The organism is uncultured Paenalcaligenes sp. (genome assembly GCF_947630565.1).
In the GTDB taxonomy this organism is placed as follows: Bacteria; Pseudomonadota; Gammaproteobacteria; order Burkholderiales; family Burkholderiaceae_B; genus Paenalcaligenes; species Paenalcaligenes faecalis.
In genome coordinates, this window is record NZ_CANRIC010000055.1 from 1 (window position 1) to 14,795 (window position 14,795).

Here is a 14,795-nt window from a genome sequence, read left to right on the forward strand (position 1 = left end):
CAGTTCCACGCTAAACATGATGATCAGATTTTAGATCTATTCGCCGAAGAACTACGACTTGCTCATAATGAGCTTTGTGAAATTACTGGCGTATTTACCAGTGATGACCTACTTGGGGAAATTTTCTCTAGTTTTTGCATAGGGAAATAAACCTCACCTCCAACACTGCGCATTGTTCCACATGGAACAATGCGCGACGCGACAAACCCCGGGGTTTGTTTTTCAGCCTGCGGTTAACGTGCTAATTCCACGCCATTTCCCCTGTTAATACCTTCGCGCCTAACTCTAAGGTCTGCTCCCCAGGTAAAGAAGGAAAATGTGTTTTCATCGCTTTAATAAAATCAGCTGAGCTAGTCGTTTGACTTAGCTCTTTTTCTGCTGTCTTTAAATATCTCTTAGTAAAACGAATCACCTCTGTTGCTTTCTCTGGCAATACACCTTGATAGTGCCCAGGTATAACCGTCATGGCATCTAAACTCTCTAGTTTCTCTAATTGCTCTAGCCATGTTTCACGTTGAACTTTTTCGGCTGTATCTGCTAACCAAACATGCTCTCCAGAGTCTAATAGAATTCCACCTAAAATGACTTTACTCTCCGGAATCCAAAGTACAGTTCGATGAGGTGATGAGCTATCCAAACCAACAATCTCTATCTTTTGACCTGCGAAAACCAAACCATCGGCAGTCAAAACATCAGGTGTGATGACCGAATCCGGTGCCCTGTCTCCCAACTGCGGCCCCCAAAACTCGAGCTTCTGTTGTTTAGTTTTGGCAATATGCTCTACGGTAGGGGCTATCGCAAGAATTTTTGCCTCAGGATAAGCGAGAACAACCGCCTCCAAACCAAAATAAAAATCAGGGTCTCCATGACTAATAAAAATGGTTTTTAATGGTTTTCCCGTTGCCTTAATCAACTCAACCAATCGCTCTCCATCCTGAGTAGAAAACTGCGCATCAACTAACATCACCTCATCACTCGAAATCAGCAAGTTAGACACCACAGGAAAAATAGCCTCGGTAGTAGGCTTATAACTTTTAATCTCTATGGGCTGAGCAGCTAGGCTGGCATTAGCCCCACAATAGCGACACTAGCCAGTACACTATGGACAAACGTAAACATATTTTTCTCTCTCAATAGAATGCTCTAATCACAAGCATACGTTGAAGACACCTAAAGAAAAATATGCTATTACTCATCAGTTTGTTGCAAAAAACGAGCAAATCATGGATAGAATCACGGCAGCCAAAGTATTCATAGACGTCGCAGAACGCCAAAATCAAACGGCGACAGCCGAGCATCTAAACATCTCTAGAGCGATGGTTTCACGTTATATAAAAGAGTTGGAAAACTGGGTAGGGACTCGTCTCATGCACAGCACAACTCGTCGATTAAGCTTAACGGATGCCGGACAAGCCTTTCTAATCCAATGCAAACAACTTGTTGATTTATCTAACGATATTGAAAAACAGGCTCAACATAGAAGCAATAAACCACCTTGCTATACGTATTAGCAATGATTTAGACCCTAATCAAATCGCTATACCCTTAGGCTCTTGCCACTCGGTTTTATGCGCTGCTCCGGCCTACTTAAACCAACACGACCCTATTACTCATCCCAATCAGCTACAGCAGCACAACTGCCTGAGTTACGATTATTTTGGTACGACTCATTGGAAATTAAGCAAAGGCGACCAATATTACCGTATCCCTATTAGTGACTCTATTAGCTCTAATGAGGCCAATGTTTTATTATTTTCATCATTACATGGCAGTGGAATTAGTCAGCAGCCTTTATACAGTGCCCAGCCCTTTATACATAATGGCAGCTTAGTCGCTATTCTTTCGGACTGGGATTTACCTGTACTAGGTATTCACGCTATCTATGCTTCTAGACAACAGTTCGAGCCCCAGCGCTGCGAGTTTTTATTGATTTCATTAAGCAGCGCTTTCAGGGCATTACACTTTAAACAATATCTAAAACCTGGGCGACATCCAAACGTGGTTTTTGTGGGTAATTGCCCTCTGCTGCGTACCCGACCGAAACCAACATAACAGGAATACGTGTAGCAGGTAGATCAAATGCTGCACTAACAGCAGCTGGATCAAAACCACTCATGGGGCCAGATGCTAAGCCCTGCTCCTCTGCTGCTAACATCAGTGCCATTGCACCCAACGACGCAGATCGGAAAGCCTCTGCATGTTGAGTCGTCGGGTTGTTTTCATGTGTAGCAACCACTTTTCCTTTCCATACCGCTGCATCAGCCTCACTCACGCCACCACGCTCAACTAAGGTTTTGACGACACGGTCAAAATTCTTATGAGACTCGATCTCACCACAAACAATAAATGTCACCGACGCATCTAACACTTTTTGCTGTTTGTAGGCGGCTGCATGCAGTTTTTGCTTAGCAGCATCACTCTGCACCGCCACAAAGTGCCAGTTTTGCAAATTAAACGCTGTAGGCGCTAGCGTTGCTAAACGCACTAATTCCTCAATCTGCTGCTCAGTCAGTGACTTAGATGCATCAAAATAATTAATCGCAGTGCGTTGCTCTAGTGCGCTTTTTACAGACATAGTCATACTTTTTCCTTTTTGATTAAACAAACCATTCACTTAATCATAGACTTTTTCTCTATGAGTTGCGGGCCTTCAACACAGAATTATTTAAGTCGCAACAAATACGAAGGGGGTATTTCACCACACAACAACTCTCTATAATGGGCGATGCTTTACCTAAATCTAAAAAAGAACTATTCTCATTATCGTTTAGTTAATGTTTTATTAATTGGTAACGACATGTCTTCTCTCTCTCGCCACCTACGCCCCTCATTACTCACCCTAAGCTTACTTGCTGTATGGCAAAGCCCATACGCTCAACAAGCCCCTGTCACGGAACTACACACCATAACCGTCAGCGCTGAGGCCGAACTCAAACAAGCATTAGGCTCTTCCATTATTGATGCGGAAGACATAAGTAAAAGGCCACCAAGCAATGACCTTTCCGAAATCATTCGCTCACAACCCGGCATCAACCTAACGGGAAACTCCACCAGTGGCCAACGAGGCAATAATCGCCAGATTGATATTCGAGGCATGGGCCCTGAAAACACCTTAATCCTAATTGACGGTAAACCAGTAGCTTCTAGAAATGCAGTGCGTTTCGGCTGGAGAGGAGAGCGAGATACCCGAGGCGATACAAACTGGGTTCCCGCCGAAGAGGTAGATCGTATCGAAATCTTACGTGGCCCTGCCGCGGCCCGCTACGGTAGCGGTGCAGCAGGAGGCGTGGTCAACATCATCACCAAAGGCGTTAGCGACGATTTAAGCGGCTCTGCAACGGTCTACTACAAACGCCCACAACATAGCGATGAAGGGGCCACAAAGCGCCTAGGATTCAACGTATCAGGCCCTCTAAGTGACCAGTTAGGCTTTAGAGTCTATGGCAATCTCAACAAAACCAACTCAGATGCTTTTGATATCAATAAAAACCATGCCTCCACGCCTCGATTAGGGACCAACGCAGGCAGTTATGCGGCAGGGCGCGAAGGAGTACGAAACAAGGACATCAGCGCACTATTTAGCTGGCAGCCCTCAGCGTCTCATCGCATAGATGCCGAACTAGGCTTTAGCCGTCAAGGCAATATCTATACCGGAGACACGCAAAACACCAATCACGACCGAGGCACAGAGGCCCGCCCTGGCAAAAATCTTGTGGGGTCAAACCTAGGTGCAGAAACTAACCGTATGTATCGTCAAAACTACTCGCTGACACATAAAGGCAACTGGAATGACAGCACAGACACATTGAGCTACATCCAATACGAAAACACACGCAACACTCGGTTAAGCGAAGGTCTTGCAGGAGGCACAGAAGGCTTATTTGATACAGGCAGTCCTGTAAATATAGACCTAAAAACCGTAACGCTTCACAGCGAGCTGACTACTGAAACCAACTGGCTAAATACACCACAGGTGACCACTGTTGGACTGGAATGGGTAAATCAACGTTTAAACGATCACGCCTCAGACTTAAAGGCCACCAATAACATCCAAGGCCCAAACCCAAATTACAGTGGCAAAGCAAGTGCAAATCTGTACTCAATGTTTGTAGAAAGCAACCTGTATATAGGTGAGCGCACCACACTTACACCCGGCATCCGTCTAGATCATCACAACAAACAAGGCAGCAGCGTTAGCCCCTCCTTAAACCTATCACAAGAACTAACAGATAACTGGACACTAAAAGCCGGGATTGCACGTGCTTATAAGGCCCCTAACCTCTATCAAAGCAACAGCGAGTATGTACTCTATAGCCGAGGCTTAGGATGCGCAGGAGGAGGCTCAGGTGGCGGCTGCTTTCTGGTGGGCAACCCAAATTTAAAAGCGGAAAACAGCATCAATAAAGAAATTGGGTTTGAGTACGCTGCCGACAATGGCAGCATCGCTAGTCTGACTTATTTCCGCAATGACTATAAAAATAAAGTAGAAGCTGAATCAACCATCCTTAATCAGCATACAACCCAAGTCGGTCCCAACACACTCATTGCCGATGTTTACCAATGGAGCAACATTCCCAAAGCAGTCGTTCAGGGGCTGGAAGGGAATCTCAGCCTTCCTTTACACGACGCGCTATGGTGGCGTACTAACCTTACCTATATGTTGGAATCAAAAAACAAACATACAGGTGATTACCTGTCCGTGATTCCTAAATATACAATTAACAGCAGTCTTGACTGGCAGCTCAATGAAAAATGGTCGGTACTTGGTCAGGTCACTGTCTACGGAGAGCAAAAGCCACAAAAATATGATTATCAAGGTAACCCTGTCACAGGCTCTGCCGCTGATAAACTATCTGCTTATGCCTTAGTGAACTTAAGCACTAAATATCAGATCAACAAACACGTTCAAGTCAGTGCTGGGGTGGATAATCTGTTTGACAAACGCCTGTTTAGACGCGGCAATGCATCCGGAGTAAATACGAATGCAGGCAATCCAAACATGCTAGCCGGTGCAGGCGCCTACACCTATAACGAACCTGGGCGTAGTCTATTTTTACAAATTCAAAGTCGATTTTAAGTGAGCCATAAAAAAGAGCAGATCAATGATCTGCTCTTTTTTTATACTTTTTTACCCATGGCCTGCCCCATCCGAATAGAGGCCTCTGGCTTCCAGTCATCTAAAAACTGATAGCCCACATCAGGAAATAACATCACTACCGTAGAGCCCAACAAGAACTGCCCCATCTCCTCGCCTTTTTTCAGTAGGAGATCGCCATTATATTGCCAAGTCTGCAGCCCTGTAGGTCGAGGACTGTTCACCGCGCCATGCCACTGAGTTTTGATACTCCCCACCACAGTAGCACCAACCAATACCATCACAAAAGGCCCGTGCTCCCCATCAAATACACACACAACGCGCTCATTGCGTGCAAATAGGCGGTCTATAGATCGAGCTGTTAACGGATTAACAGAATACAGATCACCTGGCACATACACCATTTTTCGCAAATAACCATCACAAGGCATATGAATACGGTGATAGTCCTTGGGGCTCAAATACAAGGTGGCAAATAACCCATCAGCAAACTGCTCAGCCAGAACACTATCCCCTCCAATCAGCGCATTCGTAGTAAATGACTTGCCCTTAGCTTGAAAAATCTGATCAATATTAATTTTCCCTAATTGGCTTACCGCACCATCTACAGGGCTAACTAAATCAAAATCGGCGATAGGACGTAACTCTGGCCGAATCTCTCGAGTAAAAAAAGCATTAAATGTATCGTAAAACGCCGGATCTTTTTCTATGGCCTCTGCCATATTCACACCATAACGCTTAATAAAATACTCAATAAAAGAAGTCGTTAATGATCCTCCTTTTGTACGCGCTAACTTTCCCAGCAGCTCAGTCAATAACCGCTTAGGCATGACTTTTTGAAAAAACATAAATAACTGATCAGACATATTAGCTCTCTAGATACACCACTTGATCACGCCCTTTTTCTTTAGCTTGATATAGGGCTTTGTCAGCACGACTTAATAACTTACTGTAATCAGGATGACCATCAAATAACGTCACACCTAAACTCGCTGTCACCTTCAATAAGTCACCACTAGGAATGAAGAATTTTTCTTCACGTATTTTCTGGTTAATTTGTTTAGCAACACGAATCGCCGTCTCTTTATTTACATCAACCAACAGAATCAAAAACTCCTCCCCTCCCAGCCTAAACACATAGTCTCCGGCTCGACTACGATTACTTAATAGCTCAGAAAACTGCTGCAAAACGGCGTCTCCTGCCTCGTGCCCATACGTATCATTAATTCGTTTAAAAAAGTCCAGATCGATCGCAATCAAAGCAAAAGCAATGTCTCGTTTGCGCGCATAATTGACCTCTTTGGATAGCACAACCGATAAATACTTACGGCTTAACAAGCGAGTCAATTCGTCTCTACCAGCCTCAAGTTCATTATATTTATCAAATAGGGCGTCCACATTGATCTGAATATTTCTAGCCTCTGAGCGAATTTTTTTTAGTAACTCGATTCTATCTGCCACGTCTTCTAAGTTTGGCATCATTTCATCAATGCGCTCTATGGACTCCATAATAATCTTAGCCTCTGAAAGATTATCAAATGCATGAAGTCCTTTATGGATAAACCACAAACCAAAATCAGATTTTTTAATATTTAATAAATTACTAACCGCAGTGCCTACAGCCAAATCAAACATCAACTGGTTTTCCCAATCCAGCAATGCCGATCGCTGACGACCTTTTTCAGCTGCCGCATTATGTACCGCAGAAAATAATCGATATGACTCCTCTGCTCGTGACTTTCGATCGGAGTTACTTGCGTAAGCCCGACTCATCACTTCCATCGCAATATCTAATGAGTCAGAGACTAATTTAAAAGCCTCTTTACGGTGCTCCACACACACACCATCCAATTCCTCTAGCAAATCGGAAAATTTATTTTTAATAGTACGAGCACCATGTAAAACCAAGTGGACAGGCAAATCAATACGAGCATGTACTTCACCGACCTTTTTCTGCAGCTCAACAAGAGCAACAAAGTCAGCCTGCACATCAACGGAAAACAACTGGTTAATCCAATTCTGCATGGAAGGCATCAGACGACTGTGTACAGTCTCATGGGACAAAAAGAGTTTAGCAGCTTGGTCTTGTAGCATTTGCTCATAAAAAAAAGCAGCCAATACCTGTGTATTTTTCAAAGCAACGTTTTTCACTGTTGCTCTTACTGCTTCAGAGTAGAGCAAAATTGAGCTACGCCACTCTCGCGCAAGTAGCGACTCAGCAGAATCAGACATACAGCCTCATTAAATCTAGTTAACCTACCGACCTCAATCACAAAAAAGCTGAGGCACCAATAATTTTGGCATGCTTACCTCGAACTGTCACCATTAAATCAGCCCTATATATGAGATCACATGCGATAACATACTCTTATCACATGCAAATCATTGTTTCTATTATATAAATTTGATTATTTATCTTTGAAATAGAAAAAAAACCATAGAATATGAAAGCGATTTTTTTCCCTTTCTAGGCTGTGGATAACCTCTAGAGAAGACCCTGTGGATAAGCTGTTAATAGATTCTGGATAACTTTACTTTATTAATAAGGTCAAAAAATTGTTCACAATCTATCCACAACAATCCACAGGCTTATCCAAAGGGTAAAAGCTAGGTTAAGAATATGATTCTAAAGTAATTTTAGAAGTTATTCGACTTATCCACAGGCACCCATAATAAACAACATAGATATATATATTAAATAGATGTTAATAGATTAACGGCAAGGATAGCATCTCAGCTTGTTTGCTTTACGCTATTCACACCTGTCGATGACAAAACAGCTTGTTTGTATTTCAAAACAAAGAGATTGTTGATTTTCGCAGTTTTCGGAGTCGTAAAACTCTTTGACAAACACATCCCTTTTACGGCACAATACTCAGACTTTGTATGGTTCATTTGCTTAATAACACTGGCTCAGACGTCTCAATTGTTAAACGCTGATTTTTATTTACTCGCTAGTTATCCACATTATTTTTATTTATAGGAAAACGGTATTTAAAATATTAAACTCTATTAAATCAATGGCTTACGTTGATTTGTTGATTTTTTCATTTGAATACTCATTCAATTTTTAAACTACTCCACAGACTTATCCACAGGTTGCTTTTTATTATTACTTCCTTCAAAGGCCCTGAAAATCTGTGGTTTTTCAAGGGAAATTCAGTATTTCCCCCGTCTGGGCACTATAATGTTTGTTTTACGTTCTTATTAACGCAGCAATGAACTACACAGATTCTTTTGATGTGATCGTAGTAGGTGGTGGTCATGCAGGAACAGAGGCCGCTTTAGCTTCTGCTCGAGCAGGCTCATCTACTTTGCTACTAACTCACAATATCGATACTCTTGGACAAATGTCCTGTAATCCTTCCATCGGGGGGATCGGAAAAGGGCATTTAGTAAAGGAGATTGATGCCCTTGGCGGAGCAATGGCAATTGCCACAGACAAAGCGGGTATTCAATTTCGTATCCTTAACCAGTCCAAAGGGCCTGCTGTACGTGCTACTAGAGCTCAGGCTGACCGATCTTTGTATCGTGCTGCTATCCGTCAAATTGTGCAAAATCAGCCTAATTTAACGGTTTTTCAACAAGCCGTGGATGATTTAATCCTTGAGGGTGATCGTGTAGTTGGTGCTGTAACGCAAATAGGCTTGCGATTTAAGGCGAAAGCCGTCGTTTTGACGGTTGGTACTTTCTTAAATGGTCGTATCCATGTGGGGTTAGATAATTACTCTGGTGGCCGCGCAGGAGATCCCCCCTCCATTACCTTAGCCCAGCGTCTCAAAGACTTTGCTTTGCCTCAAGGGCGGCTTAAAACAGGGACTCCACCACGTATTGATGCAAACACCATCGATTTTTCTCGTCTAGAAGAGCAGCATGGGGACACAAAACCTGTTCCTGTTTTTTCTTACTTAGGCGATGCGTCTATGCACCCTAAGCAGTTGCCATGCTGGGTGACGCACACTAACGCTAAAACCCATGACATTATTCGCTCAGGTTTAGATCGATCTCCTATGTATAGCGATGAAGGTACGATTGAGGGGGTAGGGCCTCGATATTGCCCATCCATAGAGGATAAAATACACCGGTTTGCAGATAAAGATAGCCATCAGGTTTTCTTAGAGCCCGAAGGTCTAACCAGCACAGAAATTTACCCTAATGGGATTTCAACCAGTCTGCCTTATGATATTCAAATCGGGATAGTACATAGTCTTCCTGGTTTAGAAAATGCGCGTATTATGCGACCTGGTTATGCCATTGAGTATGATTATTTTGATCCTCGATCTTTAAAGCCTACGCTTGAAACCAAAAGTATTTCAGGGTTGTTTTTTGCTGGTCAAATTAACGGTACTACCGGTTACGAAGAGGCCGGAGCCCAAGGGTTATTAGCGGGTATTAACGCCGTTTTGCAAATACGTGGGCAGGAGCCTTGGTATCCAAAACGCAATGAGGCCTATTTAGGGGTACTTGTTGATGACTTAATCACCCGAGGTGTAACTGAACCTTACCGTATGTTTACATCTAGGGCTGAATACCGTTTATCTTTGCGCGAAGATAATGCTGATGCGCGATTAACCGAGATTGGGCGACAGCTTGGCTTGGTAGATGATTATAGATGGGATGCTTTTAGTCGAAAACGCGATGCGGTAGCTGCAGAAATAGAACGATTAAAATCGGTATGGATAAATCCTCGTCTTGTTTCACGTGAAACACAAGAGGCCGTTTTAGGTCGAGCAATAGAGCGAGAGTATGCGATGCACGACTTGCTAAAACGTCCTGAAATGAACTACTCAAGGCTGTTTGAGCTAGTTAAGGCTGAAGATCAAACACCGGTTCTTACTGACTTAAACCTAGGTTCTAACGTAACCGATCAGGTGGAGATTGAGGTTAAGTATGCAGGATATGTGGCACGCCAACAGGTAGAAGTTAATAGGCAATCCACTTTAGAGGAAACTAAAATCCCAACCACGATTGACTATAGTAAAATATCAGGTCTATCGCATGAGGTTGTGATTAAGTTAAAAGCTGCCGCTCCTGAAACGGTAGGGCAGGCAAGTCGAATCTCTGGTGTTACTCCTGCTGCAACCTCTTTATTGCTTGTTTACATCAAGCGCTTATCTTCTAGAGGCAAGTAATGGATATTGATAGCTTTAGGCAGCGGCTTCAGCTTGCTGCCCAAGCTTTAGGTGTAGAACTACAGGGTGCTCAAATTGACACCCTGTTAACGTATCTGCAGCAAATGCAGCGTTGGAATAAAACGTATAATCTAACGGCTTTGCGTGATCCTGAGCTTATGCTAATACAGCATATTTTTGATAGCCTATCTATAGTGCCTTGTATACAAGCAATAGCCGCTAATCTTACCCCCAATCTTAAAATCGTAGATGTAGGGTCTGGTGGAGGCTTGCCGGGCGTTGTCTTAGCAACCAGTTGTTCCACGTGGAACGTGCATTGCATAGATGCTGTTGAGAAAAAAATGGCCTTTGTACGTCAAATGTCGGCTGTGCTAGGGCTGCATAATTTAAATGCACACCACGTTCGTATTGAGCAGGTCGAGCCTTTCTCTGCCGATATTGTGATCTCTAGGGCTTTTGCTTCTTTGATTGATTTTGTTCAGTTGTCAGAGCGACATGTGAATCCAACGGGGCAAATGTTAGCAATGAAAGCTAAATACCCAGCAGAAGAGATCAAAGAGCTAGAGCGTGCTACGTCATGGCGCGTCGATCATATAAAAGAGTTAGTTGTGCCAGAGTTAGATGCTGAACGCTGTCTAGTCTATTTGAAAAGGGTAGGGGTATGAGCGCTAAAAAACAAAGCTATGTTTTTTGTATAGCAAACCAAAAAGGTGGCGTAGGTAAAACCACGACCACGATTAACTTGGCAGCGGCATTAAGCTCTCTGAAAAAGAAAGTCTTATTAATTGACTTAGACCCTCAGGGTAACGCTACGATGGGTAGTGGTATTGATAAAAATAGTAGCGAGCTAAATATCTACCAAGTTCTTATCGGTGCAAATACAATTGCCGAGTGTAAGCAGTATTCAGAAACAGGTGGCTATGACGTGCTAGCTGCTAACAGAGAGCTTTCTGGTGCAGAGATAGACTTAGTGCAAATGGAAAAGCGTGAACAACAATTAAAGCAAGCGCTTGTCCACTGTCAAGCAGACTATGATTTTATTTTGATTGATTGTCCCCCTACCTTGTCTTTATTAACGCTGAATGGACTAGCAGCTGCACATGGTGTCATTATTCCTATGCAGTGTGAGTATTTTGCCCTTGAGGGATTATCAGACTTAGTTAATACCATTAAGCGCGTTTACAGAAACATAAACGAAGATTTGGAGTTGATAGGGTTATTGCGAGTCATGTTTGATAAGCGTATCACTTTGCAGCGCCAAGTCTCTGAGCAAATCGAACAGCACTTTGGTGATAAAGTATTTACTACGAAAATTCCAAGAAATGTACGTTTGGCCGAAGCCCCAAGCCATGGGATGCCGGGTATTGTTTATGATAAGAACTCGACTGGTGCTAAAGCGTATATGGATTTTGGGCGAGAGCTAATCAAACGATTAAAGTCAGACAAATAGGATAAGAAGATGGCAACACGCAAACCAAAAGGTTTAGGTAGAGGCTTAGAGGCTTTATTAGGCGCTGATGCTGCGGCAATTGATGAGCTTGGAAAGCGTCCTGACTCCATCGAAGGGGTGCAGTCAATTCCATTAAAACAAATTCAAGCGGGTAAGTATCAGCCTAGAACATTAATGGACGAGGGCGCGTTAAACGAATTAGCTGAGTCAATTAAAAGTCAGGGCTTAATGCAGCCAATTTTAGTACGTCCATTGAAAAAAACGGGCTCGATTAAGTTTGAGATTGTTGCGGGTGAGCGTCGTTTTAGAGCTGCAGAAATAGCAGGCCTAAAAGAGATTCCTGCTCTAGTTCGAGAGATAGCAGATAAAAATGCCGCTATCATGGGACTCATTGAAAATATGCAACGAGAGGATTTAAATCCCCTCGAAGAAGCTCATGGTGTGAAGCGCTTAATTGATGAGTTTAGCTATACGCATGAACAAGCTGCCCAAGCCATTGGTCGCTCCCGGTCAGCCACCAGTAATTTATTGCGCTTAATCAATTTAGCTGAGCCTGTGCAAACCATGCTATTAGCGGGTGATATTGATATGGGGCATGCGAGAACATTACTTGCGGTAGAGTCTGCGGCACAAATTTTATTAGCAAATGAAGTTGTAGCTAAACGATTATCTGTCCGAGAAACTGAGCGTTTAGTAACTCGCTTTTTAAATGGTGAATTAGAGCAAAATGCTGCACCGCAGCAAAAGACGGTAAGTGCTGATGTAAAGCGATTTGAAACAGTATTAGCTGATTATTTAGGTACAACGGTTAGTATTAAAGCAAACAATAAAAATAAAGGGTATTTGCAAATTTCTTTCCAGAATTGGGAACACTTAAATGATCTTTTAGAAAAGCAGGGATTACAGCAATTGTTTAAAGAGCATTAACTGTAATAATAAAGAAAGATAAAAAGCCTTTGTTGCAATGCAATAAGGGCTTTTTTTATTACATAAAAAAAAGAAAATTAGAGGGATAGCTTATAATCACGCGACTAAATTAAATGTAGTCAATTGCTACTCTTTTTATTCTTGCCACAAGCAAGGGGGGACGTATGTTTAAATCAATAACAAACTTTTCAGTACGCTTAGTAGAGCGCTATCTACCGGATCCGTATATTTTCGTTATTATCCTGACCTTAATCGCAGGAGGGGCAGCGTTAATCGGAGAACAGAAAACGCCAATGGAAATCATCAATATGTGGGGTGATGGTTTCTGGGGTCTACTAAGTTTTACGATGCAGATGCTCTTGGTTTTGGTCGCTGGTTATATGTTAGCCAGCACGCCTGCCGTGCGAAAAATACTATCGACGTTAGCTTCTGTACCTAAAACGCCTGGTGCCGCCATTATCATGGTGACTGTGGTGGCTTTAGCAGCAGATTGGATTAACTGGGGTTTTGGTTTAGTGGTGAGTGCTCTTTTTGCTAAGGAGTTAGCTCGAAAAATCCGAGTGGATTATCGTTTGCTTGTGGCCAGTGCTTATTCCGGTTTTATTGTATGGCATGGTGGTTTGGCAGGATCTATTCCCTTGACCATCGCAACTAAAGGGCATTTCCACGAAGGTCAAATGGGTATTATTTCCACCAGTGATACTATTTTTTCCACGTTCAATATGCTGATAGTGGTTGGGATGTTTATCATTGTGCCTTTAGTGAATCGCATGATGATGCCTGATGAAAAAAATAGCGTATACATTGATCCTTCTCTATTAGAGGATTCCTCTGCTAACAAGGTGGCAGATAACGATACGCGTCCTGCTGCTCGTTTAGAAAACAGCCGTATTTTAGCGATGCTAATTGGCTTTAGTGGGCTGACTTATTTATTTAACTATTACATCATCCGTGGCGAAGGTCTAAACCTTAACGTCATTAACTTCACTTTTTTGATGTTAGCGATAGTGTTGCATGGTAACTCACGCAATTTATTAAATGCTCTCGAAGAAGCCATTAAGGGCGGGGCAGGGATTGTTATTCAGTTCCCGTTCTATGCCGGTATTATGGCTATCATGGTGCAATCAGGTTTAGCTGCCTCTTTATCTGATTGGTTAGTGTCCTTTGCTTCAGCAACTACCTTGCCTTTCTGGACTTTCTTAAGCGCAGGTATTGTGAACGTATTTGTGCCATCTGGCGGTGGACAGTGGGCGGTGCAAAGTCCGGTTGTTATTGCTGCAGCGCAGTCCTTAGATGCTGATTTAGCGCGTGTAGCGATGGCCGTAGCATGGGGTGATGCATGGACTAACTTATTGCAACCGTTCTGGGCGTTACCTGTTTTAGCGATTGCCGGTTTGAAAGCAAAAGACATTATGGGCTTTTGTCTTATTCAGCTTTTTGTGACGGGCGTGCTTATCTCTGTCGTTTTAACTTTCTTTTAATAGAAACGGAAAACAACTAAGTAGACGCATTGCGTAGCCTACACATTGAAAAATGGGGTTTAGCCATAAGCTAAGCTCCATTTTTTTAATTAATGATTGACATTCTTTGTTTTTTTGTCCATAATACTAATCTTTGGTTGGCTTAAAAGATTAAAAAACCAAAAACAGCCAAAAATAGCTTGACAGTGCTAAACTGCTCAAGCATAATCACATTTCTATATATGGTGGGATACCCAAGTGGCTAACGGGGGCAGATTGTAAATCTGTTGGCTTACGCCTACGTAGGTTCGAATCCTACTCCCACCACCAAATTTCATATAGTTGCACTTGATTTACGGGTGTAAATGAATCGCCTGCGGGTGTAGCTCAATGGTAGAGCAGAAGCCTTCCAAGCTTAAGACGAGGGTTCGATTCCCTTCACCCGCTCCAACAACTATATAAATTTGCCCATGTGGCTCAGGGGTAGAGCACTCCCTTGGTAAGGGAGAGGTCGCGCGTTCGATTCGCGCCATGGGCACCACATATCTCATCTAATTCAAGTCTACTATTTCCCTTCAGGAGTCTGCCATGGCTAAAGGCAAGTTTGAACGGACTAAACCGCACGTTAACGTCGGTACTATTGGTCACGTCGATCACGGTAAAACAACATTAACCGCTGCAATTTGTACAGTTCTAGCCAAAGAATACGGTGGCGAAGCTCGCGATTACGC

13 protein-coding genes, 3 tRNA genes and 1 pseudogene are annotated in these 14,795 nt (G+C 43.0%); 13 read left to right on the forward strand and 4 right to left on the reverse strand.

Annotated elements, in window-relative coordinates; translation table 11 throughout:
- A pseudogene (locus tag Q0Z62_RS09465) lies at positions 1–150 on the forward strand (tRNA uridine-5-carboxymethylaminomethyl(34) synthesis GTPase MnmE); the annotation flags it as partial.
- A 91-nt stretch (positions 151–241) separates the two neighbouring features.
- On the opposite strand, the gene Q0Z62_RS09470 reads toward Q0Z62_RS09465, so the two are convergent.
- Entirely contained in the window at positions 242–988 is a 747-nt protein-coding gene (locus tag Q0Z62_RS09470; protein ID WP_298053833.1) for an MBL fold metallo-hydrolase, read from the reverse strand.
- A gap of 235 nt (positions 989–1,223) precedes the next feature.
- Between Q0Z62_RS09470 and Q0Z62_RS09475 the strand changes: the two genes are divergently transcribed.
- Both Q0Z62_RS09475 and Q0Z62_RS10745 read left to right on the forward strand, forming a co-directional pair.
- Positions 1,224–1,511 (forward strand): LysR family transcriptional regulator, encoded by a 288-nt coding sequence (locus Q0Z62_RS09475; protein WP_298053835.1) that lies wholly within the window; start codon positions 1,224–1,226, stop codon positions 1,509–1,511.
- Positions 1,459–2,052, forward strand: coding sequence for a substrate binding domain-containing protein (locus Q0Z62_RS10745; protein WP_367180583.1), 594 nt, complete (start codon positions 1,459–1,461; stop codon positions 2,050–2,052). The genes Q0Z62_RS09475 and Q0Z62_RS10745 overlap by 53 nt, the downstream gene beginning before the upstream one ends.
- On the opposite strand, the gene Q0Z62_RS09480 is transcribed toward Q0Z62_RS10745, so the two are convergent.
- Positions 1,964–2,581, reverse strand: a complete 618-nt coding sequence (locus tag Q0Z62_RS09480) for a nitroreductase family protein (RefSeq protein ID WP_298053839.1) — start codon at positions 2,579–2,581, stop codon at positions 1,964–1,966. The two genes, Q0Z62_RS10745 and Q0Z62_RS09480, sit on opposite strands and share 89 nt — an antisense overlap.
- A gap of 216 nt (positions 2,582–2,797) precedes the next feature.
- Here Q0Z62_RS09480 and Q0Z62_RS09485 point away from each other — a divergent pair, with 216 nt between their 5' ends.
- Positions 2,798–5,077: a TonB-dependent siderophore receptor gene (locus tag Q0Z62_RS09485; protein ID WP_298053841.1), complete on the forward strand. Its 2,280-nt coding sequence runs from the start codon at positions 2,798–2,800 to the stop codon at positions 5,075–5,077.
- Between the two features lie 41 nt (positions 5,078–5,118).
- Here Q0Z62_RS09485 and asd read toward each other — a convergent pair whose 3' ends face one another.
- Positions 5,119–5,961, reverse strand: coding sequence for an archaetidylserine decarboxylase (gene asd / locus Q0Z62_RS09490; RefSeq protein WP_298053845.1), 843 nt, complete (start codon positions 5,959–5,961; stop codon positions 5,119–5,121).
- Between the two features lies 1 nt (position 5,962).
- Positions 5,963–7,327, reverse strand: a complete 1,365-nt coding sequence (locus Q0Z62_RS09495; protein WP_298053847.1) for a diguanylate cyclase — start codon at positions 7,325–7,327, stop codon at positions 5,963–5,965.
- A gap of 986 nt (positions 7,328–8,313) precedes the next feature.
- On the opposite strand from Q0Z62_RS09495, the gene mnmG reads away from it, so the two are divergent.
- The 9 genes from mnmG to Q0Z62_RS09540 all read left to right on the forward strand — a co-directional run.
- Positions 8,314–10,227, forward strand: coding sequence for a tRNA uridine-5-carboxymethylaminomethyl(34) synthesis enzyme MnmG (gene mnmG / locus Q0Z62_RS09500; RefSeq protein WP_298053850.1), 1,914 nt, complete (start codon positions 8,314–8,316; stop codon positions 10,225–10,227).
- On the forward strand, positions 10,227–10,892 hold the full coding sequence (gene rsmG, locus Q0Z62_RS09505; RefSeq protein WP_269900969.1) for a 16S rRNA (guanine(527)-N(7))-methyltransferase RsmG: 666 nt from the start codon (positions 10,227–10,229) through the stop codon (positions 10,890–10,892). The genes mnmG and rsmG overlap by 1 nt, the downstream gene beginning before the upstream one ends.
- A complete protein-coding gene (locus tag Q0Z62_RS09510; RefSeq protein ID WP_269900970.1) occupies positions 10,889–11,677 on the forward strand; it encodes a ParA family protein in 789 nt (262 codons plus the stop codon). The genes rsmG and Q0Z62_RS09510 overlap by 4 nt, the downstream gene beginning before the upstream one ends.
- 9 nt (positions 11,678–11,686) lie before the next feature.
- Complete coding sequence (locus Q0Z62_RS09515) at positions 11,687–12,604, forward strand: ParB/RepB/Spo0J family partition protein (RefSeq protein WP_269900971.1); 918 nt, start codon at positions 11,687–11,689, stop codon at positions 12,602–12,604.
- A 164-nt stretch (positions 12,605–12,768) separates the two neighbouring features.
- On the forward strand, positions 12,769–14,085 hold the full coding sequence (locus Q0Z62_RS09520) for a short-chain fatty acid transporter (protein ID WP_269900972.1): 1,317 nt from the start codon (positions 12,769–12,771) through the stop codon (positions 14,083–14,085).
- Positions 14,086–14,308: 223 nt separating this feature from the next.
- Positions 14,309–14,394: transfer RNA gene (locus tag Q0Z62_RS09525), tRNA-Tyr, on the forward strand.
- A 46-nt stretch (positions 14,395–14,440) separates the two neighbouring features.
- Positions 14,441–14,514, forward strand: a tRNA-Gly gene (locus tag Q0Z62_RS09530).
- 16 nt (positions 14,515–14,530) lie between these two features.
- Positions 14,531–14,605, forward strand: a tRNA-Thr gene (locus Q0Z62_RS09535).
- Positions 14,606–14,652: 47 nt separating this feature from the next.
- Positions 14,653–14,795 (forward strand): GTP-binding protein (locus Q0Z62_RS09540; protein WP_298053852.1); only part of this gene is annotated, 143 nt, incomplete at its 3' end.

Bases quoted from the DNA above. Each gene is read 5' to 3' on its own strand.
- Q0Z62_RS09475 (WP_298053835.1), top strand. From the start codon at position 1,224: ATGGATAGAATCACGGCAGCCAAAGTATTCATAGACGTCGCAGAACGC.
- Q0Z62_RS09480 (WP_298053839.1), bottom strand. From the start codon at position 2,581: ATGACTATGTCTGTAAAAAGCGCACTAGAGCAACGCACTGCGATTAAT.
- Q0Z62_RS09485 (WP_298053841.1), top strand. From the start codon at position 2,798: ATGTCTTCTCTCTCTCGCCACCTACGCCCCTCATTACTCACCCTAAGC.
- asd (WP_298053845.1), bottom strand. From the start codon at position 5,961: ATGTCTGATCAGTTATTTATGTTTTTTCAAAAAGTCATGCCTAAGCGG.
- Q0Z62_RS09495 (WP_298053847.1), bottom strand. From the start codon at position 7,327: ATGTCTGATTCTGCTGAGTCGCTACTTGCGCGAGAGTGGCGTAGCTCA.
- mnmG (WP_298053850.1), top strand. From the start codon at position 8,314: ATGAACTACACAGATTCTTTTGATGTGATCGTAGTAGGTGGTGGTCAT.
- rsmG (WP_269900969.1), top strand. From the start codon at position 10,227: ATGGATATTGATAGCTTTAGGCAGCGGCTTCAGCTTGCTGCCCAAGCT.
- Q0Z62_RS09510 (WP_269900970.1), top strand. From the start codon at position 10,889: ATGAGCGCTAAAAAACAAAGCTATGTTTTTTGTATAGCAAACCAAAAA.
- Q0Z62_RS09515 (WP_269900971.1), top strand. From the start codon at position 11,687: ATGGCAACACGCAAACCAAAAGGTTTAGGTAGAGGCTTAGAGGCTTTA.
- Q0Z62_RS09520 (WP_269900972.1), top strand. From the start codon at position 12,769: ATGTTTAAATCAATAACAAACTTTTCAGTACGCTTAGTAGAGCGCTAT.